Source organism: Rhodococcus sp. ZPP, from assembly GCF_017656075.1.
In the GTDB taxonomy this organism is placed as follows: domain Bacteria; phylum Actinomycetota; class Actinomycetes; order Mycobacteriales; family Mycobacteriaceae; genus Rhodococcus_F; species Rhodococcus_F oxybenzonivorans.
Window position 1 is genome coordinate 747164 of sequence record NZ_CP058639.1, and the last position, 22884, is coordinate 770047.

At 67.6% G+C, this 22884-nt stretch carries 21 protein-coding genes and 1 pseudogene; 12 read left to right on the plus strand and 10 right to left on the minus strand.

What is annotated here, in order from left to right; translation table 11 throughout:
* Positions 1-3: 3 nt before the first annotated feature.
* The gene (locus HYG77_RS34735) at positions 4-951 is read right to left on the minus strand and encodes a hypothetical protein (protein ID WP_208964098.1); all 948 of its coding nucleotides are present in this window, start codon (positions 949-951) and stop codon (positions 4-6) included.
* Positions 952-989: 38 nt separating this feature from the next.
* Entirely contained in the window at positions 990-1196 is a 207-nt protein-coding gene (locus HYG77_RS34740; protein ID WP_159924667.1) for a heavy metal-associated domain-containing protein, read from the minus strand.
* Positions 1197-1775: 579 nt separating this feature from the next.
* Here HYG77_RS34740 and HYG77_RS34745 point away from each other — a divergent pair.
* On the plus strand, positions 1776-3203 hold the full coding sequence (locus HYG77_RS34745) for an MFS transporter (protein ID WP_208964099.1): 1428 nt from the start codon (positions 1776-1778) through the stop codon (positions 3201-3203).
* Between the two features lie 74 nt (positions 3204-3277).
* Here the strand turns inward: HYG77_RS34745 and HYG77_RS34750 are convergent, their stop codons facing one another.
* Positions 3278-4858, minus strand: a complete 1581-nt coding sequence (locus HYG77_RS34750; protein ID WP_208964100.1) for a molybdopterin-dependent oxidoreductase — start codon at positions 4856-4858, stop codon at positions 3278-3280.
* Between the two features lie 270 nt (positions 4859-5128).
* Between HYG77_RS34750 and HYG77_RS34755 the strand changes: the two genes are divergently transcribed.
* A complete protein-coding gene (locus HYG77_RS34755) occupies positions 5129-5803 on the plus strand; it encodes a fasciclin domain-containing protein (protein ID WP_208964284.1) in 675 nt (224 codons plus the stop codon).
* Between the two features lie 338 nt (positions 5804-6141).
* Positions 6142-6849: an anti-sigma factor gene (locus tag HYG77_RS34760; RefSeq protein WP_208964101.1), complete on the plus strand. Its 708-nt coding sequence runs from the start codon at positions 6142-6144 to the stop codon at positions 6847-6849.
* Positions 6850-7198: 349 nt separating this feature from the next.
* Here the strand turns inward: HYG77_RS34760 and HYG77_RS34765 are convergent, their stop codons facing one another.
* The 5 genes from HYG77_RS34765 to HYG77_RS34785 all read right to left on the minus strand — a co-directional run bounded on the left by HYG77_RS34765 (position 7199) and on the right by HYG77_RS34785 (position 11894).
* Positions 7199-7417, minus strand: a complete 219-nt coding sequence (locus tag HYG77_RS34765; RefSeq protein WP_208964102.1) for a DUF2182 domain-containing protein — start codon at positions 7415-7417, stop codon at positions 7199-7201.
* Positions 7418-7426: 9 nt separating this feature from the next.
* Positions 7427-8443: a magnesium and cobalt transport protein CorA gene (locus tag HYG77_RS34770; RefSeq protein ID WP_208964103.1), complete on the minus strand. Its 1017-nt coding sequence runs from the start codon at positions 8441-8443 to the stop codon at positions 7427-7429.
* Between the two features lie 192 nt (positions 8444-8635).
* A complete protein-coding gene (locus tag HYG77_RS34775; protein WP_208964104.1) occupies positions 8636-9703 on the minus strand; it encodes a potassium channel family protein in 1068 nt (355 codons plus the stop codon).
* A 156-nt stretch (positions 9704-9859) separates the two neighbouring features.
* Positions 9860-10525 carry a TrkA family potassium uptake protein gene (locus HYG77_RS34780; RefSeq protein WP_244461504.1) on the minus strand — a complete coding sequence of 222 codons (666 nt, stop codon included), beginning with the start codon at positions 10523-10525 and terminating at the stop codon, positions 9860-9862.
* Positions 10518-11894 (minus strand): potassium transporter TrkG, encoded by a 1377-nt coding sequence (locus HYG77_RS34785; RefSeq protein WP_208964105.1) that lies wholly within the window; start codon positions 11892-11894, stop codon positions 10518-10520. The genes HYG77_RS34780 and HYG77_RS34785 overlap by 8 nt, the downstream gene beginning before the upstream one ends.
* A 409-nt stretch (positions 11895-12303) precedes the next feature.
* Here HYG77_RS34785 and HYG77_RS34790 point away from each other — a divergent pair, with 409 nt between their 5' ends.
* Positions 12304-12507 (plus strand): cold-shock protein, encoded by a 204-nt coding sequence (locus HYG77_RS34790; protein WP_073365012.1) that lies wholly within the window; start codon positions 12304-12306, stop codon positions 12505-12507.
* A gap of 295 nt (positions 12508-12802) precedes the next feature.
* On the opposite strand, the gene HYG77_RS34795 is transcribed toward HYG77_RS34790, so the two are convergent.
* A complete protein-coding gene (locus HYG77_RS34795) occupies positions 12803-13237 on the minus strand; it encodes a DUF6653 family protein (RefSeq protein ID WP_208964106.1) in 435 nt (144 codons plus the stop codon).
* On the opposite strand from HYG77_RS34795, the gene HYG77_RS40800 reads away from it, so the two are divergent.
* Positions 13236-13367 carry a hypothetical protein gene (locus HYG77_RS40800; protein WP_280123337.1) on the plus strand — a complete coding sequence of 44 codons (132 nt, stop codon included), beginning with the start codon at positions 13236-13238 and terminating at the stop codon, positions 13365-13367. The genes HYG77_RS34795 and HYG77_RS40800 overlap by 2 nt on opposite strands.
* A 149-nt stretch (positions 13368-13516) precedes the next feature.
* Here the strand turns inward: HYG77_RS40800 and HYG77_RS34800 are convergent, their stop codons facing one another.
* Entirely contained in the window at positions 13517-13798 is a 282-nt protein-coding gene (locus HYG77_RS34800; protein WP_208964107.1) for a hypothetical protein, read from the minus strand.
* Positions 13799-13855: 57 nt separating this feature from the next.
* Between HYG77_RS34800 and HYG77_RS34805 the strand changes: the two are divergent.
* The 7 genes and pseudogenes from HYG77_RS34805 to HYG77_RS34835 all read left to right on the plus strand — a co-directional run.
* Positions 13856-14108, plus strand: a pseudogene (locus HYG77_RS34805) (MerR family transcriptional regulator); the annotation flags it as partial.
* Between the two features lie 368 nt (positions 14109-14476).
* Positions 14477-14575: a K(+)-transporting ATPase subunit F gene (kdpF, locus tag HYG77_RS34810; RefSeq protein ID WP_208964108.1), complete on the plus strand. Its 99-nt coding sequence runs from the start codon at positions 14477-14479 to the stop codon at positions 14573-14575.
* Positions 14575-16260: a potassium-transporting ATPase subunit KdpA gene (gene kdpA, locus HYG77_RS34815; RefSeq protein WP_208964109.1), complete on the plus strand. Its 1686-nt coding sequence runs from the start codon at positions 14575-14577 to the stop codon at positions 16258-16260. Before kdpF ends, kdpA begins: the two co-directional genes overlap by 1 nt.
* Positions 16257-18353 (plus strand): potassium-transporting ATPase subunit KdpB, encoded by a 2097-nt coding sequence (gene kdpB, locus HYG77_RS34820; RefSeq protein WP_208964110.1) that lies wholly within the window; start codon positions 16257-16259, stop codon positions 18351-18353. The genes kdpA and kdpB overlap by 4 nt, the downstream gene beginning before the upstream one ends.
* A 5-nt stretch (positions 18354-18358) precedes the next feature.
* Positions 18359-19009: a potassium-transporting ATPase subunit C gene (locus HYG77_RS34825; RefSeq protein ID WP_208964111.1), complete on the plus strand. Its 651-nt coding sequence runs from the start codon at positions 18359-18361 to the stop codon at positions 19007-19009.
* Positions 19010-19049: 40 nt separating this feature from the next.
* Positions 19050-21578 carry a sensor histidine kinase KdpD gene (locus HYG77_RS34830; protein WP_244461535.1) on the plus strand — a complete coding sequence of 843 codons (2529 nt, stop codon included), beginning with the start codon at positions 19050-19052 and terminating at the stop codon, positions 21576-21578.
* Positions 21575-22252 (plus strand): response regulator, encoded by a 678-nt coding sequence (locus HYG77_RS34835; RefSeq protein WP_208964113.1) that lies wholly within the window; start codon positions 21575-21577, stop codon positions 22250-22252. The genes HYG77_RS34830 and HYG77_RS34835 overlap by 4 nt, the downstream gene beginning before the upstream one ends.
* The last annotated feature ends 632 nt before the right edge of the window (positions 22253-22884 follow it).

Below are 22884 nucleotides of genomic sequence, written 5' to 3' on the forward strand. Positions count from 1 at the left end.
TCGTCAGTGTCCGTGCCCGGCGGGCATCGGCTCCGGGGCGGAGGGCACTGCGGCGCCGGAGCTCTGCCCGGCGGTCAGGGTGAATTCGGCGGTCCGCACCACTCCATCGTGCTGGAAGTCCAGGAACAGGCGGTAGTCGCCCGCGCTCGGGGTGGTGACATAGAAGTCGATGCCCGGACCTGGTGCGGTGACACCATCACCGGGATGGCCGTCCGGGTGCACGTGCAGGTAGCCGAGGTCGGCGGCCCGCAGGGCCACCAGGTGACCGTACGCGCCGAGGTAGGGCTGCAGATCCGTCACCGGCTGCCCGCCGCGGGCCACCGACAGGGTGACCTTCGACGCCTGACCCGGGGTGAGGGTGCCGTCGAGGGTGACGGTGTACCCGTCGACCACGGTGGCTGCGGCAACCGGGGGCAGGGGCTGCGGATCGTAGGCACCGGCGACCTGCAGGTCGGCGCCCAGGGTCACGCCGTCACCGCCGGCGGGGGTGAAGTCGGCGAACACCCGGTACGCCCCGGCGCGGGTCAGATCGAGCGGAACGGACCAGGTTCCGGCGGCGTCGAGTTCCGGGTGCACGTGCTGGTATCCGGTCAGGTCGCGGCGCACCGCGATCAGATGTAGTTGCTTGTCGTGGCTCTCCACGTAGCGGGTGACGGGTGCTCCGTCGGCGCCCAGGATGCGGAACCGCAGTGGCACGTCAGCGCCGGCGGGAACCTGCGCCGTGTCCAATGCCAGGGTGTATCCGCTGTCGGTGACCATCAGTCCTCCAGGTGTTTGTTCGGCGACCGGTGCGCCCGTAATCGAACCGGGTTCGGCGTCGTGGGTTGAGGTGTCGTGTGTGTCGGCCGGTGCGGGCACCTCGGGGCCGAAGGCGGCCCCGGCCCCGAGGGCGAGTGCGAAGACCGCGGCCAGGCCGACGGTGAATCCGGCGAACTTCGACGATGCGTTCATCGTGGGAATCTCCTGTCCGGGTCTTAGGTGTCGTCCGGTCAGCCGGCGAGCTGGTAGCCGGCCTCGTCGACTGCCCGGGCGAGCGATGCCTTCTCGATCGGGGAGTCGGAGTCGATTACGACCCGGCCGCTGGCGAGGTCGACGTCTACGGCGGTCACGCCGGGGATGTTGCCGATCTCTTCGCGGACCGAGGAAACGCAGTGCCCGCAGGTCATTCCGGTGACGGTGACGGTGGTGGTGCTCATCTATGTCCTTCTTTCGTCGGCTCGGGAGTGGATTGGGGTCGTCGCAACCCATGTATAGATTTACCATACCCCCCTACCGTATGCAACAGCGACGGGATCGGGGCCTGTGTTCATCGGAGCCATACCCCCGGGGAGTGCCTGCGGGCTCCCGGTGGTGGGGCAGCTAGAAAACCGGGAGTGGGGTCTTTCGCGTGAGGAAATGGGGGGGGTAGCGCTGGTACCGCTTCGCGGGGGCCGCAGGATTCGATCGCGGGGCGAGACAGCCCCGTCGATCGTTCGCCGGCGGTGTTGTCACGGCCCAGTCTGTTCGGGAACGGAACTCTCTCGGCGACTTCGGGACGACCGCCTCTTGCGCTTCGTACTATACCCCCCTATGGTACCGAATACGCTGAGGTTGCCGAGCGGCATCTAGGAGGATTGCGATGTGCACAGAAGAAGATAATCCGCCCGAAAGATCCGATCTAACCGCGATTTCCGCGACCGTTTGGGGCCAGTGGCTTCGATGTTGCGGGTAAGCGCGCCACCGCACTCGTCATCGTTCATCTCACAAATACCGCGTACCGGTAAGGAATGATTGTCATGTCTACTCAGGTTTCACCCACACGCAAGTGGTGGGCGCTGGCGTTGATCGCCGCAGCCCAATTCATGGTCATCATGGACACTTCCATCATCGGCATCGCGCTACCGGAAATGCAGACCGACCTCGGTTTCTCCCAGGAGAACCTGACCTGGGTGTTCAACGCCTACGTCATCGCCTTCGGTGGACTGCTCCTGCTCGGCGGACGCCTGTCCGACCTGTGGGGCGCCAGACGCATCTTCGCCTCCGGCTGGGTGGTTCTGCTCGCCGGATCGATCACCGCCGGCGCCGCCGGGAACGTCGGCACCGAACTGGCCGGACGCGCCATCCAGGGCGCCGGGGCCGCACTGATCGCACCCTCGGCACTGACGCTGCTGATGATGCTGTTCGGTTCCAACCAACAGGAATTGACCAAGGCCCTCGCCGTCTACGGTGCCGCCGCACCCGCCGGCGGTACCGCCGGTGTGTTCCTCGGCGGGGTGATCACCGAATATCTCAGCTGGCCGTGGGTTTTCTACATCAACATTCCCATCGCCCTGATCGCCCTCGCCGCGACACCGCTGCTGATGCCCAACGCCCCCGCCCGATCCGGTTCGATCGACATTCTCGGCGCACTGACCGTCACCGCCGGACTGGCGCTCGCCGTCTACTCCATCGTCCGGGCTCCCGAGGTCGGCTGGGGCTCCGGTCAAACATGGGGATACCTCACCGCGTCCGCGGTGCTGCTGGCCGCGTTCGTGCTGATCCAGTCTCGGCGCCGTGACCCCCTCATGCGCTTGGGAATCTTCGCCGCCCCCAACCTCGCCGCCGCGAACATCGCCCAGTTGCTGCTCGGTGCGGCGTGGATCCCGATGTGGTTCTTCCTGAACCTGTACCTGCAGCAGGTGTTGGGGTACAGCGCCTTTCCCGCCGGCGCAGCGCTCCTTCCGATGACGACACTGATCATGCTCGGCATGATCGTCGTCGCGCCGCGGGCGATGCAGCGGTTCGGGGCGAAACCGATGATCGTGACCGGTTTGATCGTTCTTGCGATCGGGCTGGGGTGGATGGCACTGGTCCGGCCCACCGGCAACTTCTGGGTCGACGTGCTACCGGCTTCCCTCGTTGCCGCAGCGGGTATGTCGCTCGCCTTCATTCCCTCCCTCGGCACGGCGATCTCCGCCGCACGGCCCGAAGAGGGCGGATTGGCGTCGGGCATTGTCAACGTCAGCTACCAGGTCGGCTCGGCACTCGGCCTGGCAACCATGACCGCGGTCGCCGCCTCGTTCGGTGCCAACCAGATCGGTAACCTCCCGGAGCTGACGAACGGATTCTCCGCCGCGTTCCTCGGCGCCGCCGTCATCGCCCTGGCCGGGGCGGGCGTCACCGCCGTATCGATGCGCACGGCCCAACCGGACACGGCCCCGGAACCGGTCCTCGAGCAGCACTGACCACACGACCAAGGGGTGGGAGTCGGCAAGGCCCGCTCCCACCCAATGCTGCTTCCACCCCTGCCGGCACCGTCTCAGGTCACGGTGATCGAGCGGGTGTGCCAGCCGGAGGCACCGTCGGGGATCGGTGGGGTGCGTTGTTCGGTTTGGGTGTTGCCGTCGAGGTCGGTGGCCCGGACCTGCAGGGTGTGCAGTCCCGGGGTGGCCTGCCACTGCCAGGTCCATTGCCGCCAGGTGTCGAGGGAGTACTGCGGGGCGAGGGTGGCGCTCTGCCAGGGACCGTTGTCGACCCGGAGTTCGACGGTGGCGATACCGCGGTGCTGGGCCCAGGCGGTCCCCGCGACGAGGACCGGTCCGGGGCTGGTGGGGGCGAACGCGGCGGGTACCTCGATCCGGGACGCGGTCTTGATCGGTGCCCGTACCGCCCACCCGCGTTGGGTCCAGTAGGCCTGGGCCCGGTCGAAGCGGGTGATCTCCCAGTCCACCACCCATTTGGTGGCCGAGACGAAGCCGTACAGCCCCGGGACGACCTGCCGGACCGGGTATCCGTGCTCGAAGGGTAGCGGCTGGCCGTTCATCGCCACCGCGAGGATCGCGTCGCGCCCGTCCCGCAGCACCTCGAGTGGGGTTCCGGCGGTGTAGCCGTCGGAGCTGCGGGAGAGCAGCATGTCGGCGTCGGCGGCCACGCCGACCTCGTCGAGTATCTCGGCGATCGGGTATCCGATCCAGGTGGCGTTCCCGGCGAGGTTGCCGCCGACCTCGTTGGACACGCACGTCAGGGTGATCACCCGTTCGATGGGTTGCCGGGCGATCAGATCGCCCCAGTCCAGGGTGATTTCGCGGTTCACCATGCCGTGGATACGCAGCTGCCATTGCTCGGTGGTCAGCTGCGGGACCTGCAGCGCGGTGTCGATGCGGTAGAAGTCCTGATTCGCGGTGACGAACGGGGTGGCGCCGCGAATACCGATGTCGGTGCCGGCGACAATCATCGGTGCCCGCTGCGCGGCCGGGACCACCGGAACCGTGAAGTTGCGCCGGTCCGCGGCCGCCCCGACGATCCGCGCACCCAGATACCGTCCGGCCGCGGCGGCGGAGACGGCCGCCGCCGCGGCTGCCGCGGCCCACAACAGGAAACTGCGGCGCGGCAGCGGGGAGTCCGCGGCGTCGGAATTCTCGGGGACGCGGGCGCGGGTGGTCAGTACCCGCAGGACGAGGATCCCGGCGATCAGGCCGATCAGGCTCGGTACGGCGAAAATCCAGGTGGCACCGGGCCGGTGGGTGGCGGCATAGATTCCGACACCGCCCAGGGCCACGAGGATGGCGCTGCCGTAGGGGGCGCGGGGTTGCTCGACCATCCCGGCGACCGCCGCGATCAGCGCGATCAGCATGCTCATGCCGATGAACAGTGCGGGTTTGTCGTTGGTGCCGAAGGTGGTGATCGCGAATTCCCGCGCCCAGGCGGGGCTGCGGTCGACCGTGGTCGCTCCCACCGCGAAGAACGGTGACGAGGCGGCGCCGACGAGGACCGCGAACAGCTCCCCGGCCCCGAGCACCACGGCGGCGGCGATCACACCGGCCAGGGCCCGGGAGAACAGATGCCGTCGCCGGCTCGGCCGCTCGCCCACGGAGGGCCGTTCCCCGGTGCTGATACTCATGACAGTCGTCCTTCTGTCGTCGTGTTACCCCGGTATTCGGTGCCACCCCGTGGTGCGGATGGGTGGGTGAGGTCGACCGGCACCTGCGGCCGTCGCCACAGCTCCGGCTCGTCCGATTTCGGCCGCGGACCTGCCCGATGCGCGGGGCGGCCGAGATTTATTCGTGGCCAACCCATCCGGGCGGGGGTGCCGCACCGAATCCTCGATGACGGTGGAAACAACGTGACGGCCCTGTCCGGGCCGTACGCCTGGGAAGTGGTGACTGCAACAATGATTACCTCACGTATGACAGCGGCGGCGAGCATGGCCGCGATCGCGGTGCTCGGCCTGTCGGCCTGCTCGTCCGACGATTCCGGCACGGCCTCCGAATCCGGTGGCACCACGGCGCAGACCTCGGCGCAGACCTCGCCGGAGATGACGTCCTCGGCGCCGATGTCGGCGGATCCGGCCGCGAACCTCGTCGGCCCGGGATGCGCGGGATACGCCGAGCAGGTGCCCACCGGGGCGGGATCGGTGGCCGGGATGGCGCAGGATCCGGTCGCCGTGGCCGCCTCCAACAACCCGATGCTCACCACCCTGACGCAGGCGGTCTCGGGACAGCTGAACCCGCAGGTCAACCTGGTCGACACCCTCAACGGTGGACAGTTCACGGTCTTCGCGCCGGTCGACTCGGCGTTCGCGAAGATCGACCCCGCCACGATCGAGACCCTCAAAACCGACTCGGACACCCTGACGAAAATCCTCACCTACCACGTGGTCCCGGGCCAGCTCGCCCCCGACGAGGTCGACGGCCAGCATCCCACCGCCCAGGGCGCCTCACTCACCGTCACCGGGTCCGGTGACGACCTGAAGGTCAACGACGCAGCGGTGATCTGCGGCGGGGTGAAGACGGCCAACGCGACCGTGTACCTGATCGACACGGTAATGATGCCGCCGGCGCAATAATCCCGCCCGCACAACCTATTCGGCGCCTGTCCCTGACTATCGGGTCTCTTCGTCAGGAGCGCCAGCCATCAGCCTCAGTGGGGCGGTGCCGAATACCGAACGGGTGCTGCCTCGACCCCCCGACGGGGGCAGCACCACGATTCTGCCCGCTGCCCTTCGCGGTAGCGGGCAGAATCACCCCGGCGTCCTCGCAGCCCTCACAGACCCAGGAAATAGCTGGCCTGGAGCAGGTTTCGTTGTCACAGGGGCGGCAGGTGCGGTGCTCCGGGGTATCGACCAGTCGGTCTCCGGCGGCCCCGCCGAGGACCTGCCCGGGGCCTCTGAAGGTGTGGTAGCCGATGAACGCCGAACTCGTGTCCATGGCGTACCCCTTCGCCCTCGACGCTCTCGACGACACCGACCGCCGCAACCTGCTCTGCGATCTCGGTGCCGCCGACGAGGACACCCGCACCGCCTTCGCCGACGAGGTCCGGCACATTCGGGAAACCCTCGCCGCCCTCAGCTGTGTCGGTGACATCGAGCCCCCATCATGGATCCGCGCCGAACTACTGGTACGGATTGAAACCCGTCCGCACCCGGTGGCACTGGATCAGCGGTATCGGCGTCGCTGGCGGATCACGGTCGCCGCAGCGGCCGCGGTCGGGTTGCTCGCCGGTGGGGCGGTCATCACCGGCACTCTCACCGACACGGCGCCCGGTGCCACAGAGCAGCAGATCCTGCGGGCGGCCGACCTGCAGGTGTCGACCGTCGTCACCGACCAGGGCGGTTCCGCGACCATCGGTTACTCACCGTCCGCGGACGCGGTCGTGGTGACCCTGCAGAATGTGCCTCCACCCGCCGCGGACTCGGTCTATCAGATGTGGCTGATCTCCGAGGCCGGGACACCGCACTCGGCCGGGTTGTTCACCGGTGAGCAGATCAACCCGGTCACCACCATGACCGTCGACGACGTCGGAGCAATGTCGGCGCTGGCGTGGACCGTCGAGCCACCCGGTGGCTCCGCGGGGCCCACCACCCGGCCCTTCGTGACCCTGCACGTGAACTGATCTTCACCTCACCCGTCCTCGATTGCATGCTGCACGTCAACCCCCTGTGCGCCAGTCCAATCCGATCACGGTGTGCAAGAGCATTCCTCCGCAGTCGGGCAGTGCGATGACACAGATCGACGAAAAGGTCGTCGCGTTCGCGCCGGGAATTTCCGAAAGAAACACACTGACGGTCCCGGCCACCTCGGCGCCTGCGGCGGAGCCTTACCGTCGGTGGTCGTATTCGCAGGCCATGCGAACAACCGACCTACTACTGGTAAACCTGCATATCCGGTCGGTGCGTATGTGGACTCCGACTGATGACCGTAGTCGTCCGGTGCACCGATCCTGCCGGGGATCGGTGCATCGGTCACATGCCCGACATCGGCGAGGACATATCCGGCATGGGGGACAGCGACTGCAGCAGCGCCGGGTGGACGAGGACGGCGACCCCGAGCAGGACGACCGCGGTCCCGACCACCCGGGTGAGCGCGACCGAATGGCGGGAGTTCTTTTCGGCCAGGAAGATTACGGCGATCGCCGCCATCCAGGTCAGGTTCATCAACCCGACGACGAGAAGGACCGCCATGCTCTTCTTTCAGAGCCAGCGTTGGTGTTTGAACACCGTGTACAGGGCGATGGAGGTGATCAGCATCAGGGACAATGCTAGCGGGTATCCGCTCGCCCAGTGCAGTTCCGGCATGTGGTCGAAGTTCATCCCGTAGATCGTGCCGACCAGGGTGGGGGCGAACAAGATCGCGGCCCAGGCGGAGATTTTCTTGACCTCCTCGCTTTGGGCGAGGCTGGCCTCGGTGAGCCGGTGCATCTCCTCGTTCTGCTGCTGCCCGACCAGGGTGGCGTGCACGGTCAGCGCGGTCTGCAGGTGCGCCCGGAACGAATCGGCCCGCTCACAGATGCGGATGGTGTGGTCGTGCACATCGCGCAGGTGCCGCTGCAATTCCAGGTCGACGTGATACTTCTCCGACCCGCGTTGAAGCGCCTCGAGCATGCCCACCAACGGGTGGGTGGCGCGTTGGAAGGCGATCACCTCGCTGGAGAGGTCGTAGATCCGGCGGGCCACGGATTCCTGGCCGGTGAACAGCTGATCCTCGATCTCGTCGATGTCGTTCTCGAGGCCGGCGATGACCGGTTCGTACTCGTCGACCACCTGGTCCAAGATGGCGTACAGCACCGCCTCCGGGCCCAGGCGCAGCAGGTCCGGGGCCTGCTCCATCCGCCGGCGCACCTTCGCCAGATCTGGTGATTCCGCGTGCCGGATGGTGACGACGAAGTCGGGTCCGACGAAGACGTGCAGTTCCCCGAATTCGACCTTCTCGATGTCGTCGAGGTAGCGGGTCGGCCGCAGCACCACGAACAGGATGTTGTCGTAGCGTTCGAGTTTGGCGCGTTGGTGAGCTTTGATGGCGTCCTCGACCGCCAGGTGGTGCAACGCGAACTCGTCGGCCACCGAGTCGATTTCGGTCCGGTCCGGGCGGTACAGCCCGATCCAGGCCAACCCTTCCTTCTCCCGGAGGATCTCGTAGGTGCTGTCGAGGGTGTCCGGGGTCGCGGCCCGGACCCCGTCCACATACACCGCGTTGTCCACGATCGTCATGTCCACTCCCTGCCTCCCACCGAGTCCGCGCCCTCCGGCGATGCCCGCGTGCGCCGAGATCGAGCCTAATTGGCGGCTACTGGCCCCTATCCGGCGTAGCGGGAAGGGGCACGGAACCGTGCAGGGTGTCGCCGCCGATTCTTCGCCGCTGGCACCGGCGCGCCGTCCCCCCGCCGAGGAGTCATTCGTCGGTCAGTCGGTAGCCTGCCGGATGTAGAGCAGCGTGTCACCTGCCGCTACGGTGTCCACCTCGGGTGTTCCGCTGCGCAGCAACTGTCCGCCGCGCACCACCCCGAGGACGATGTCCGGTAGCTGCCGCGGTGATTCGCCGACCTCGCCGGGTTCGACGGGGCGTTCGGCGATCGCGAAACCGGTCTCCGGGGTGAGCAGATCCTCGATGATGTCCACCACGGTCGGGGTGATGGTGGCCGCGCCGAGCAGCCGGCCCGCGGTCTCCGAGGAGACGACCACGGTGTCGGCGCCGGACCGGCGCAACAGGTGAGCGTTGTCGGCTTCGCGTACCGAGGCAACGATCTTCACGGTGGGTGCGATCTCGCGCGCGGTGAGCGTGACCAGCACCGCGGTGTCGTCGCGGCTGGTGGCCACGATGATCGACGACGCGTGCTGCACACCGGCCAGCCGCAGCACGTCCGACTGCGTCGCGGACCCGTGCACCGTGACGAATCCCCGCTCGGTGGCGGTTTCGATGATCGTCGGATCGGTATCGACGATCACGATGTTCGAGGGGTCGGCGCCGTCTCCGAGCATCGCGTCGACGGCGGCGCGGCCCTTGGTGCCGTAGCCGACGACGACGGTGTGATGGCGGGTACGGCGCCGCCACCGCTGAATCTTGAAGCTCTGCCGGGAGTTCTCGGTCAACGCAGCGAGGGTGGTACCGACCAGCACGATGAGGAAGAAGATCCGCAGCGGGGTGACGATCAGGACGTTGACCAGCCGCGCCTGCGCGGTGATCGGGGTGATGTCGCCGTAGCCGGTGGTCGACAACGACACCGTCGCGTAGTACACGCAATCCAATAACGAGAGCGGGTTCTCCTGCACGTCGCGGTAGCCGTCGCGGTCGAGGTACACGATCAGGACCACCGCAGCCAGGGCGGCGAGTGCGTAGCCGATCCGCCGGGTGATGGCACGCCCGGGACTGCCGTGTAGCTGCGGTACCCGCAGAATCCCCACCAGCGCGAAATCGGGGCGTTCGGTGAGCACGTCGGATCGACGCAGCCGTGCGTGCAACCTGCCGGGCATCGCTCGATCACCCCGTTCTCGTCGCTGGTCTCCGGGCGGAGCCTACGCGCCGACAGCCGCCGGGACTCGCTCACCGGACTATCGGGGGCGCCACCGCAACATCCTCCGCCCCGGTTCCTGGGCCAGACCGCGGATCGGGCGAGAAGCGGCACGAGGTCACGTCAGTTCGCTGAATCGTTCGGTGTCACGCACCTGACCGGAGACGATGATGGTGTCACCGGGTTCGATGACCGTATCCGCGGTGGCATAGGTGAAACCCTCGCCGGGACGTTTTATCGCCACCACCGTGACCCCGTAGGTGGAGCGGACGGTGGTTTCGCCGAGGCGCTTCCCGATGACTGTGGCAGGTGGGGTGGTTTTGACCATGGCGAAGCCGTCGTCGAATTCGATGTAGTCCATCATCCGGCCCCGCACCAGGTGCGCTACCCGCTTGCCCATGTCGTGTTCGGGGCGGACGACGTGCTGCACACCGATCTGGTGGAGGATCTTGGCGTGGGCGTTGCTGATCGCCTTCGCCCACACATTCGGCACCGCCAGGTTGATTAGCGCCGACGCGGTGAGCAGGCTGGCCTCGAGGTCGGAGCCGATCCCGACCACGGCCCGGTCGTAGTCGTGTACTGACAGTTGGCGGAGCGATTCCTCGTCGGTGGTGTCGGCGACGGCGGCGTGGGTGAGGCGGTGCGAGATCTTCTGCACCACCGCCTCGCTGGAGTCGATGCCGAGCACCTCGGTGCCCTGCTCCATCAGTTCGAGGGCGAGGGACTTGCCGAACCGGCCCAATCCCAGCACCACGACGACGTCGGAGGACGGTTTCCTAGCCAATGAAGGGCCTTTCTTCGGGGAGTTCGTAGCGGCGGTCGCGTTGTCGGGCGGCGAGCGCGCTGACCAGGGTGATCGAGCCGATCCGGCCGAGGTACATCAATCCGATCAGAATGAGTTGGCCCCAGACGGGCAGTTGCGCGGTGATGCCGGTGGACAGCCCTACGGTCGCGAACGCGGAGACCACCTCGAACAGCAGCACGTTGAGGTCGAAGGCGGTACCGGCGAGCAGCACAATGGTCGGAAGCATGACCAGCGCGACGCCGATCAGCGCGACCGACAGGGCCTGGCGCTGCGCCCGCGGTGCGATCCGCCGGTCGAAGATGGTCACCGATCGATCGCCGCGGACTTCGGCGACGATCGCGAACAGCAGCAACGCGAAGGTGGTGACCTTGATGCCGCCGGCGGTGCCGCCGCTGCCACCGCCGATGAACATCAGCACGTCCGTCACCAGCAGGGTCGCGGGATCCATCTGGGCGTAGTCGACGCTGTTGAAGCCTGCGGTGCGGGGCATGATGCCCTGGAACGCGGCGACGAGCAGTTTCGCCCCGAGATCGTGCTCGCGGAGGGTGTGGCCCCACTCGAACAGCAGCACCAGTGCCGGGCCGATCACCAACAGGATGGCGGTCACCGTGACGGTCAGCTTTGTGTGCAGGCTCCACCGGCGGGAGGTGCCGCGCACCCGCCGGCCGACCTCGAACAGCACCGGAAATCCGATGCCGCCGAGGATCACCGCGGCCAGCAGCGGCACACAGATGAAGGGGTCGTCGGCGAAGCCGATGATGTTGTCGCTGTAGAGCGCGAAGCCTGCGTTGTTGAACGCCGAGATCGCATGGAATATCCCCAACCACACAGCCCGACCGGGTGGTTCGTCGTAGCCGAGGGCGAACCGGGCCGCCAGGCACACGGCGGTGACCGTTTCGATGAGGATGCTGATCCGGATCACCCCGACGACCACGCTCCGTACGTCCCCGAGACCGGACGCGCGGACCTCGGCGGCGGCGTTGAGCCGGGCCCGCAGCCCGATCCGGTTGGCGAGCATGAGCCCGACCACAGAGGCCATCGTCATGATCCCGAAGCCACCGACCTGGATCAGCCCGAGGATGACCCCCTGCCCGAACCCCGACCAGTGGGTGGGGGTGTCGACCACGACCAGCCCGGTCAGGCACATCGCCGACGTCGCCGTGAACAGGGCATCCACGAACCCGGTCTCCGCTCCCGGTTGGCTCGCCGCCGGAAGCAGGAGCAGCCCGGTTCCGAGCGCGATCGCGGCCGCGAAGCCCAGGGCAACCACCCGGACCGGGGTGAGGGTCGCTCGTGCCGCTGCCCGCCGCAGCGGTGTGTTCGGCGACGCGCCGGTGCGAGAAGTCACGAACAGCAGGGTAGACCCGGACGGCGCCGTCCTGGCGTTCGTGTCCAAGGCTCTTGAGACCCAGCAGTGCCTGTAGGGTCTCTCGCGGCCGATGCCATGTTAAGGCACATCGACCTTCGTGTTTATCGTTGTCTCAGGGTATGGCCTCCACGTTCTGTCTCGATTTACCTGGCATTTCTTCAGCCCGGCGCTGCGATGCCCGGCGGCAATCGGGTGCTGGGAACGGCGAAACTCTTGTTGATCGAGGACGGGCGGTCATGGTGGGAGTCGAAGTAGGTATCGAGCAGTATGTCTGTCTTCCTCGGATCAGGTGCGGTCGTTCGGAGCCGTTCTTCGGGTGACAGGATCAGTGGTATCGAGATCGGGAATTCGATGTGAGTGCCCGGATCGACATTTAGGGAGTATCGGCATGGCGCAAGGCATTGTGAAGTGGTTCAACGGCGAGAAGGGCTTCGGTTTCATCGCACCCGACGACGGAACACCGGACGTCTTCGTGCACTACTCGGAAATCTCGGGCAGCGGCTTCAAGTCGCTCGATGAGAACCAGCGTGTGGAGTTCGAGGTGGGTCAGGGACAGAAGGGTCCGCAGGCCACGAATGTGCGGGCTGTCTAACTAACTAGACTGCGGGACCGCGCCCGGTGGGTGCGGTCCTCATTCGATCGCCGGATGAGGACCGAGACCGGTGGCCGATAGACAACGGCAGGGCCCCGTAATGCCGGTTCAGCTGGAGTGCCACGCAGCTACCATTTCCTGAAGGAATCGATCAACGAGAAGGCCCCGAACCGGTCAGGTTCGGGGCCCCTTCTCCGTACTCAGCTCCGGGTGTCAGCCGCGAGCAGGACATCCAGGACTCGTCCGGATGGTCCATGTCGGATACGGCGACCGGAAGCCGACTCGTACTCGGCGCTCAGCCGGTGTCGGTGCCCCGGTGCTGGCTGTAGTAGCCGGCCATGAGCCGCCAGTAGACCAGAAGCAGCGCCATCATGACCACGGTGGCACCGGCCGCCGGTGCGGCGCGGCGTCGCCGGGCGGTGATCAGTGCGGTGATGCCGGCCAGCGTGGCTGCCGCGTTCACCGCCATCGCGGTGTCGCGGGGCCGCTCGGTGATCCAGAGCTCTTCGCCGAGCACCGCCCGGGTGGACCAGGCCTGCTCGTCTGCCGGTTTTGGGAAGATCACGGGGTTGGCGGCCATCCAGGCACCGACGATCGCGGCGTGGCTCCACCGGCGTGTCCATAGAGGAACGAGCACAAGCGGTGTACTCAGCCAGCGAGTCCAGGCACTCCACGGGTTGGAGTGGCGGGCGAAGACAGTGTGTTTGAGGTCGGCGAAGGGGTGGGTCATGTCAGGATCCTTGATCGGGGGCGACTACCGGCCGAACGTGGAACGCAGGTTCGCGTTGATGAGTTCGTTCACTCGCTTCCGCATGCGGACGGTCGTTTCCCCGTCCGGGACCGGTTCGTCGACGTTCTAGCTCTACATGAAACCAGGGTTGGTCCAGGTCGTTTCCCCGTCGTGGGGCCGCCCAGGTGATGGTCCCTCACCGGGCGTCACGTAAGTGGTGGCATACGCCATCAGCGTTCGCGCCCGCGGTCGGAGCACGGTTGCAGCGGCGTCTGCTCCTCAACCCCGATATGCGCCACCCGGTGCTTTCAGTAGCCGGTCCAGTTCGCTGCTTGCCTCGTCGTAGCCGGCGTCGGAGATCCGTTGCAGTTCGCGCAGGTCGCCGGCCGACACTGCGCGCCGAGTGAGCAGAAACCCGGCGCGCATGGATCCCTCGTCCAGCAACTCGCTCAACTCCATAAGGTCGCCGGCCGCGTCGGCGAGGTCGGCCAACCGGTCCAGAGCGGTCTCGTTGCCCTCATCGGCCAGCGCGCGCAGGGTCTCCCGATCGATGTTCGCCATGTGGCCATTCTGCAACCCTTCCCCCTGGGGAAAGGTCAAGTGGAAACGATTGGCCGGGTGATCACCATCGGGCAGCTGGCCAGATATGTGGGAGTGTCGATCAAAACCATCCGCCGTCTATCACGACAAGGGGCTGCTATCTGAACCCGACCGCGATGCGTCCGGCTACCGGCGGTACGGCGCGAAGGACGCCATCGACCTGATCAAGATCCGAACGCTCGCCGAAGCCGGTGTTCCCCTGGCCCGTATCCGGGATCTGAGGTCGGCGACCGAGGAAAAGTTCCAGCAGGCGCTGCGCGAGATCGACGACAACAACTGGACCCGTGACTCGACCCGACGGACAACGGTGCATCCGTCAGCGCACGCCGCGAAAGGTGCGTCATCGTGGCACTTGGCTTGGGGTGGCAGTGGAGGACCGTGTCCGGCCGGGAGGCGTAAGGAAAGCGTCAAGACGGCGGACGGGGCCGTAAAGGGTCCGTCAGCGACACCCATTTCGGCGGGTCGGCGGGTGATGCTGACGTGACGCCCCGGCGGACGGGGGTTGTCGTCTGCGTTGGATCGCAGGCCCGATTCGAAGAGGAACCTTTTCATGGCCGATCTGGCCTTCGTGTTGCTTATCCTCGGCGGGTTCGCCGCGTGTGCCCTGGTTGTGCGGGGTCTGCAGGCGGGAGGAGCGCGATGACCGGCGCGGGCATCGTCAGCGTCGTCCTCCTCGCCGTCGCGACGACGCTGGTGGTGTATCTGCTGGTGGCGCTGCTCGACCCGGAGCGGTTCTGATGAGCCCCGCGTTCGCGGCCGGGTTACAGGTCGCCGTCGTTTTCGGCGTGCTCGCGGTGGCGTACGTTCCGGTGGGCGACTATCTGGCCCGCACGTACCAGTCGCACCGTGACCTGCGGATCGAGGCGACGCTGTACCGCATCTGCCGCATCGATCCGCGCACCGACCAGACCTGGTCGGGATATGCGGGCAGCGTGCTCGGCTTCTCGCTTGCGAGCGTGCTGTTCCTGTACCTACTCCAACGGGTGCAGGGAGTGCTGCCGCTCGGCGGCGACCTCGGCGGGGTGAGCCCGTCCGTCGCGTTCAACACGGCGGTGTCTTTCGTGACCAACACCAACTGGCAGTCGTACACCCCCGAGACCACCATGAGTAACGTCGTCCAGCCGGTCGGGCTCGCGGTGCAGAACTTCGTGTCCGCGGCGGTGGGCATGGCGGTGGCGGTCGCGTTGATCCGCGGGTTCGTGCGGGTCTCGCGTGGCGGGGCGATCGGGAACTTCTGGGTCGACCTCACCCGGGGCAGCCTGCGGGTGTTGCTGCCGTTCTCGTTCGTCATCGCACTGATTCTGTTGAGTCAGGGCGTGATCCAGTCCTTCTCCGGCGGGTTCACCTCCACCGGCCTCGACGGGACGGTCGTGACCAACGCGCTCGCCCCGGTCGCCTCGCAGGAGGCGATCAAGGAACTCGGCACCAACGGCGGCGGCATCCTCGCCGCGAACTCGGCGCACCCGTTCGAGAACCCGACACCCGCAAGCAACATCGTCGAGATCATCGCCATCCTGCTCATCCCGGTGGCGCTGACCCGGACGTTCGGCACGATGGTCGGCGACCGCAGGCAGGGCCTGACGCTGCTGGCGGTGATGGGACTGCTGTGGAGCGCCCTGCTCGCCGTCACGCTCGCCGCGGAATCGAATGTCCGTGGTGTCGCCGCGACCGCGGCGGGCGCAATGATGGAGGGCAAAGAGGTCCGATTCGGTATCCCCGGCAGTGCGTTGTTCGCGGTGAGTACCACGGGCACCTCGACGGGCGCGGTGAACGCCGCCCACGACAGCCTGTCGCCGCTCGGCGGCGGGGCGGTGCTGCTGAACATGCTGCTCGGCGAGATCGCGCCGGGCGGCGTCGGAACAGGCCTCTACAGCATCCTGGTTCTCGCCCTGATCGCGGTATTCGTCGGAGGCCTACTCGTCGGCCGCACCCCCGAGTATCTCGGAAAGAAGCTGCGGCGCCGGGAGATCACCCTGGCCGCGCTGTCCGTATTGGCCATGCCCACACTGGTGTTGATCGGCACCGGAATCACCGTCGCTCTCTCCTCCACGACGGGTTTCCAGGGCAACAGCGGCGACCCCGGAACCCCGCAGTCGATCCACGGCTTCTCCGAGGTCCTCTACGCGTTCGCGTCGGCCGCGAACAACAACGGCAGCGCGTTCGGCGGCCTCACCGTCACCAGCGACTGGTTCCAGTCCGCGCTGGGCCTGTGCATGCTCTTCGGGCGGTTCCTGCCGATCATCTTCGTCCTCGCCCTCGCCGGCTCGCTCGCCACTCAACGCACGACGCCGCCGGGCGCGGGCACTCTCCCCACCGCCGGCCCCATGTTCACCGGGCTCCTCACCGGCACCGCCGTGTTGGTGGCGGCCCTGACCTTCTTCCCGGCCCTCGCGCTGGGACCGATCGCGGAGGCTCTGCAGTGAGTATCGACGTGACCAGTCGTCCGAATGTCGATCCGGCTCCGGACACAACCGACACACGTCACCGGGTGCAGGCCGGGGTCTTCGACCCGGCCCAGATGTTCGCGGCGCTGCCCGGCGCCGTCCGCAAACTCGATCCGCGCCACCTGGCGCGGAATCCGGTGATGTTCGTGGTGTTCACCGGGTCCGTCGCCACCACCGCGATGGCCTTCGCCGACCCATCGGTGTTCTCGTGGTTGATCACGGCGTGGCTGTGGTTCACCGTGCTGTTCGCGAACCTCGCCGAGTCGGTCGCCGAGGGCCGGGGCAAGGCGCAGGCCGCCAGCTTGCGGAAGGTCAAGCAGGACACCATCGCCCACCGGATCACCGTCGACGGATCCGTCGCGACGGTGCCCGGCACCGCGCTGGCGGTCGGGGACCGCGTGGTCGTCGAGGCCGGTCAGGTGATCCCCGGGGACGGCGACGTCGTCGAGGGCATCGCGACGGTCGACGAATCCGCCATCACCGGCGAATCCGCGCCGGTCGTCCGCGAATCGGGCGGTGACCGCTGCGCCGTCACCGGCGGCACCACAGTGTTGTCCGACCGCATCGTTGTGCAGATCAGCGCCGCCCCCGGGCAGTCATTCGTCGACCGGATGATCGCCCTCGTCGAGGGGGCGGCCCGGCAGAAGACGCCGAACGAGATCGCCCTGAACATTCTGCTGGCGTCGCTGACCATCGTGTTCCTGCTCGCGGTCGTCGCCCTGGCGCCGATGGGCGGCTACGGCGGGCAGGCCCCGGACCCTGTGCAGCTGATCGCGCTGCTGGTGTGCCTGATCCCCACCACGATCGGGGCGCTGCTGTCGGCCATCGGGATCGCCGGCATGGACCGGTTGGTGCAACGCAACGTGCTGGCGATGTCCGGGCGTGCCGTCGAGGCGGCGGGCGACATCGACACGCTGCTGATGGACAAGACGGGCACCATCACGTTCGGTAACCGGCAGGCCACCGAGCTGTATCCCGCGCCAGGGGTATCGGCCCACGAACTCGGGCAGGCCGCGCGGCTGTCGAGCCTGGCCGACGGCACGCCCGAGGGCCGCAGCATCGTCGACTTGTGCGTGCAGCGGTTCGATCTTCCGCCCACACCTACTGCGGGCGAGATGGATTCCGAATTCGTCGCGTTCACGGCGCAGACCCGGATGAGCGGTCTGGACGTCGCCGGCACCCGGATTCGCAAGGGCGCCGGCGACGCGGTCCGCACCTGGGTGCACACCCACGGCGGGACCGTGCCCGCCGAGGTCGGTGTTTCCGTCGACCAGATCGCGCAGGGCGGCGGAACCCCTCTGGTCGTCGCAGCCGTGGACGCCGGCGGGGCGCGGGTACTCGGCGCGATCGCCCTGTCCGACGTCGTCAAACCCGGCATCGCCGCACGCTTCGCGGAACTACGCGCGATGGGCATCCGCACGGTGATGATCACCGGCGACAACCCACTCACCGCCAAGGCGATCGCGGCCGAGGCCGGGGTCGACGACTTCCTGGCCGAGGCCACACCCGAGGACAAGCTCGACCTGATCCGCCGCGAACAACAGGGCGGGCGCCTGGTGGCGATGACCGGGGACGGCACCAACGACGCTCCCGCCCTCGCGCAGGCCGACGTCGGGGTCGCGATGAACACCGGAACCTCCGCGGCGAAAGAAGCCGGGAACATGGTCGACCTCGACTCGGACCCCACCAAGCTGATCGAGGTCGTCGAGATCGGCAAGCAGCTCCTCATCACGCGCGGGGCACTGACCACGTTCTCCCTCGCCAACGATCTCGCCAAGTACTTCGCGATCCTGCCCGCATTGTTCTCCGGGATCTATCCGCAGCTCAGCACGCTGAACATCATGCGGCTCGCCACCCCGGAGTCCGCGATCCTCTCCGCGGTGATTTTCAACGCCCTGGTGATTGTCGCGCTGATCCCGTTGTCGCTCAAAGGTGTCCGGTATCGGCCGTCGTCGGCGGCCCGGCTGCTGGGCCGCAATCTCGCGATCTACGGCATCGGCGGCGTGCTCACCCCGTTCGCCGGGATCTGGCTGATCGATCTTCTTGTCCGCCTCGTTCCCGGAATCGGGTGAATGTCATGCGATTCGTTCTCGGTCTCCTCCGTCAGACCTGGGCGGGCCTGCTGGTCCTGCTCGCCCTGACCGCCGTGCTCGGCGTTCTCTACCCGGCGGTCGTGTGGGGGGTCAGCCGGCTCAGCGCCGGATCCGCCGAGGGCTCGCCCGTTCACGACAGCGCCGGATGCGTCGTCGGCAGCCGGTGGGTGGGCGTCGACCCACAAGTGCCGGCCGGTCGGCCGGACCCCTTCTTCCACAATCGGGTCACCGGTTCCGTAGCCGAGAACGCCCCGTTCGCACCCGGGGATCCGGCCGCCGCGTTGCCCACCAACCAGGGCCCGAGTAGTCCCACGCTGGCGACGTTCGTCGCGCAGCGGCGAACCGCGATCGCCGCCCGGGAAGGCGTGAGCCCGGATGCCGTGCCCGTCGACGCGGTCACCGGTTCCGGGTCGGGCATCGACCCGCACATCAGCCCGGCGTACGCGGAGCTACAGGTGCGGCGGGTGGCCGCGGTGACCAGTCTCGGGGAGGAGCGTGTCCGTCACCTGGTCGCCGACCACACCGAGGGACGCCAACTCGGGGTGCTGGGTGAGGAGCGGGTGAACGTCCTGACCCTCAACCTTGCGCTCGGGTTGACGGCACCTTCCTGCACCACCCCCGCCGCTGGTGGATGATGACGACGTGACGGGCAGTGAGCGGGTCGTCGGGCCGCGGGTGAGCGACCGCGGACTCGCGCAGCAGAGCAACGCCAGTGGACGCGGTCAGCTGCGCATCTACCTCGGCGCGGCGCCCGGTGTCGGTAAGACCTACGCGATGCTCGGTGAGGCGCACCGCCGACGTGAGCGGGGTTGCGACGTGGTGGCGGCGGTGGTGGAGACCCACGGCCGCACCCGCACCGCCGCCCAGCTAGCCGACCTCGAAGTGACCCCGCCGAAGCTCCTCGAGTACCGGGGAACCATCGGCCGCGAACTCGACGTCGACGCAGTGCTCCGGAGGCGGCCGGCCCTCGTGCTCGTCGACGAGCTCGCCCACACCAACACCCCGGGCAGCGTCAACGCCAAACGCTGGCAGGACGTGGAACAACTCCTCGCCGCCGGCATCGACGTGCTCTCGACACTCAACATCGCGCACCTGGAAAGCCTCAACGACGTGGTGCAGCAGATCACCGGGGTGGCGCAGCAGGAAACCGTGCCCGACGAGATCGTCCGCGCGGCGGCCCAGGTCGAGCTGGTCGACATTACACCGGAAGCACTGCGGCGCAGGCTGTCCCACGGAAACGTCTACGCCCCCGAGAAGGTCGACGTCGCCCTGGGTAACTACTTCCGGACCGGCAACCTCACCGCGTTGCGCGAGTTGGCGTTGCTGTGGGTGGCCGACCAGGTCGACGCCGCCCTGGCGAAATACCGGGCGGAGAATCAGATCACCGACACCTGGGAGGCCCGGGAACGAGTAATCGTGGCCGTCACCGGCGGCCCCGAATCGGAGACCCTGGTGCGCCGCGCGAGCCGGATCGCATCGCGGTCGAGCGCCGAACTCGTCGTCGTGCACGTCGTCCGCGGCGACGGACTCGCCGGGGTGTCGGCGTCGGAGATGGGCAAGGTACGCACCCTCGCCGCGAGCATCGGTGCGAGCCTGCACAGCGTGGTCGGCGACGACGTACCCACCACCCTCCTCGACTTCGCGCGTGCCGCGAACGCCACCCAATTGGTGCTGGGCACTTCACGGCGGTCGCGGTGGGCACGGATCCTCGACGAGGGCATCGGGGCCACCGTGGTGCAGCAGTCGGGGTCGATCGACGTGCACCTGGTCACCCACGAAGAGGCGCACCGTCGGTGGCGGCTCGCGCCGGTGGGCTCCCGCCCGCGGCGGTTGACGGCGTGGCTTGCCGCCGTTCTCGTCCCCGCAGTCGCGTCGCTGGTCATGAGCTTCGTCGACCATTGGTTCCACATCGGCGGGGAAGGCGCCCTGCTCTTCATCGTCGTCCTGCTCGTCTCGCTGCTCGGTGGTGTCGCGCCCGCCGCGCTGTCCGCACTGATCTCCGGCCTGCTCCTGAACTATTTCTTCACCCCACCGCTGCACAGTTTCACGATCGCCGAGCCGGACAACTTCATCATCACGGTGGTCCTGCTCGTCGTCGCCGTGGCCGTCGCGGCACTCGTCGACGCCGCCGCCACACGGGCACGCGAGGCCCGCCGCGCCTCGCGGGAAGCCGAACTGCTCGCCCTGTTCGCCGGTTCCGTGCTGCGCGGCGCCGATCTCGACACGCTGCTCGGGAAGGTCCGGGAAACGTACGGACAGGAGTCGGCCGGCTTGCTGTCCCGGTCGGGGACCCTGGTCAGCGCGGTGGGGCCGAACCCGCCCTCGAGCATCGACGACGCCGACACCGTGTGCGAGGTGCACGACGGCGAATACGCACTCCTCCTGCGCGGCCCCGAAGTCCGCGCCCGTGATCGCCGGGTCCTCCTCGCCGTCGCCAACCAGGCCGTCGGGCTCCTCCGGCAGGACGAACTCGCACGCGAGGCCAGCGCGGCGCGAGCACTGGCCGAGGCGGACCGGCTGCGACGGTCACTGCTGTCGGCCGTCAGCCACGACCTGCGCACCCCACTCGCCGCCGTCAAGGCCGCGGTGTCGAGCCTGCGCAGCGAGGACGTCGCCTTCTCCCCCGAGGACACCGCCGAACTCCTCGCCACCATCGAGGAATCGGCCGACGCGCTCACTGCCCTGGTGGGCAACCTGCTCGACTCCTCGAGACTCGCCGCCGGCGTGGTCACACCGACACTGCGTCCGGTATACCTCGACGAGGTGGTGCACCGCGCCCTCGTCGGCCTCGGCATCGGCGGGCGGACCGGAACTCGGGTGCGTGAACGCGTGCAGGTCGACGTCGGAGCGGTGACGGCCCTCGCCGACCCCGGCCTGCTCGAGCGTGTGGTGGCGAATTTGGTGGACAACGCCGTGCGCTACGGCGGGGACTCGGTGATCCGGGTCGGTGCCGCCACCGTCGGGGATCGCACCCTCCTCACCGTCGCCGACACCGGCCCGGGTGTGCCACGCGGACAAGCGGACCAGTTGTTCGAGCCGTTCCAGCGGTCGGGGGACCGCGACACGACCAGCGGTGTCGGACTCGGCCTGTCGGTGGTGCGGGGATTCGTCGAGGCGATGGGTGGCAGCATCTCCGCCACGGACACACCGGGAGGTGGACTCACCATGGTCGTCGACCTGGCCGGCGCGGAAGGAAAGGCATGACACGCATCCTCGTCGTCGACGACGAGCCACAGATCCTGCGTGCGCTGCGCATCAACCTCACCGTGCGCGGGTACGACGTGGTGACCGCCGCCACCGGGGCGGATGCGCTGCGCGCCGCAGCCGAGAAGCCGCCGGACGTGATCGTCCTCGACCTCGGCCTTCCGGACCTGGACGGCACCGAAGTGCTCGCCGGATTGCGGGGATGGTGTCCGGCGCCCGTCATTGTCCTGTCCGCACGCACCGACTCCGCCGACAAGGTCGACGCCCTCGATGCCGGCGCCGACGACTACGTCACCAAACCCTTCGGCATGGACGAATTCCTTGCCAGGGTCCGGGCAGCCGCCCGCCGTGCCACGGCGGTGGACACGAGTGAGCCTGTGGTGCAGACGGACTCGTTCAACGTCGACCTCACCGCCAAAACCGTCCGGCGCGGCGACGCCGAGGTGCACCTGACCCCCACCGAATGGGGGATGCTCGAAATGCTGGTCCGCAACAAGGGCAAACTGGTCGGACAGAAGGAACTGCTCCGCGAGGTTTGGGGTCCGGCGTACGCCACCGAAACCCATTACCTACGTGTCTACCTCGCCCAGCTTCGCCGCAAACTCGAGGACGACCCCTCCAAACCCCGGCACCTCATCACCGAGGCAGGGATGGGATACAGGTTCCAAGCATGAGCGCCGCTCACGAGCACTCGACAAACTCCCAGCACCCGCTCGTCGACGTCGCCGGAACGGCCGGCCGGATCCAGATCGGGCGCAAACCCATCCATGATCGGGCGACGCCGTCGCCCCTACTCGTCGCTTTCACCTCGACATCTGGCACGCGTCTTTCTCCGAGAGCAGCGGCGGCAGAGCTTAAGCGCTCACCGAACCAAAGAGGCCGAGCCAGTTGGCGGCTCGCTTCCGCCCCTGGTGGCAAGGGAAAAACTTCATCACAGTGATAAGTGCTCGAGCGACCCGGGTTCCCCAACTTCTCCGACTGAACCGGATGGCGTGCAGCAGAATTGGTATCGCACGTGTGCTCAGACGCCCCGCGGCCGTAATGGCAAGGCGAGGCTAGCTAACCCAGCTACGCTAGCTAGCAACGCCTTTGAGGGTTGCATGGTGGGCAACGCACGGCGCCCGTCGCTTATGGGTTTTGACCACCCCGGCAGTCACTTCTCGTGGGGGGTGGGTAGGGGTGGAACCGGTCGACGGCATCGACAGAGACTGTGTTCGCCGTTGAGGGAGAAAGCAGCAGTTACCCGCCAGGCATTGTCGAGTACGAGAGTTCGCGGACGAGAACGTTGTCGACTTCCGTGCAGACC

Excerpts from the sequence above, each read along its gene's own strand:
- kdpF (WP_208964108.1), top strand. The coding sequence starts at position 14,477 with ATGACCGGCGCGGGCATCGTCAGCGTCGTCCTCCTCGCCGTCGCGACG.
- HYG77_RS34755 (WP_208964284.1), top strand. The coding sequence starts at position 5,129 with ATGATTACCTCACGTATGACAGCGGCGGCGAGCATGGCCGCGATCGCG.
- HYG77_RS34790 (WP_073365012.1), top strand. The coding sequence starts at position 12,304 with ATGGCGCAAGGCATTGTGAAGTGGTTCAACGGCGAGAAGGGCTTCGGT.
- HYG77_RS40800 (WP_280123337.1), top strand. The coding sequence starts at position 13,236 with ATGTCAGGATCCTTGATCGGGGGCGACTACCGGCCGAACGTGGAACGC.
- HYG77_RS34825 (WP_208964111.1), top strand. The coding sequence starts at position 18,359 with ATGCGATTCGTTCTCGGTCTCCTCCGTCAGACCTGGGCGGGCCTGCTG.
- HYG77_RS34795 (WP_208964106.1), bottom strand. The coding sequence starts at position 13,237 with ATGACCCACCCCTTCGCCGACCTCAAACACACTGTCTTCGCCCGCCAC.
- HYG77_RS34800 (WP_208964107.1), bottom strand. The coding sequence starts at position 13,798 with ATGGCGAACATCGATCGGGAGACCCTGCGCGCGCTGGCCGATGAGGGC.
- HYG77_RS34775 (WP_208964104.1), bottom strand. The coding sequence starts at position 9,703 with ATGCCCGGCAGGTTGCACGCACGGCTGCGTCGATCCGACGTGCTCACC.
- HYG77_RS34740 (WP_159924667.1), bottom strand. The coding sequence starts at position 1,196 with ATGAGCACCACCACCGTCACCGTCACCGGAATGACCTGCGGGCACTGC.
- HYG77_RS34765 (WP_208964102.1), bottom strand. The coding sequence starts at position 7,417 with ATGGCGGTCCTTCTCGTCGTCGGGTTGATGAACCTGACCTGGATGGCG.
- HYG77_RS34745 (WP_208964099.1), top strand. The coding sequence starts at position 1,776 with ATGTCTACTCAGGTTTCACCCACACGCAAGTGGTGGGCGCTGGCGTTG.
- HYG77_RS34750 (WP_208964100.1), bottom strand. The coding sequence starts at position 4,858 with ATGAGTATCAGCACCGGGGAACGGCCCTCCGTGGGCGAGCGGCCGAGC.
- kdpA (WP_208964109.1), top strand. The coding sequence starts at position 14,575 with ATGAGCCCCGCGTTCGCGGCCGGGTTACAGGTCGCCGTCGTTTTCGGC.
- HYG77_RS34760 (WP_208964101.1), top strand. The coding sequence starts at position 6,142 with ATGAACGCCGAACTCGTGTCCATGGCGTACCCCTTCGCCCTCGACGCT.
- HYG77_RS34770 (WP_208964103.1), bottom strand. The coding sequence starts at position 8,443 with ATGACGATCGTGGACAACGCGGTGTATGTGGACGGGGTCCGGGCCGCG.
- HYG77_RS34735 (WP_208964098.1), bottom strand. The coding sequence starts at position 951 with ATGAACGCATCGTCGAAGTTCGCCGGATTCACCGTCGGCCTGGCCGCG.
- HYG77_RS34835 (WP_208964113.1), top strand. The coding sequence starts at position 21,575 with ATGACACGCATCCTCGTCGTCGACGACGAGCCACAGATCCTGCGTGCG.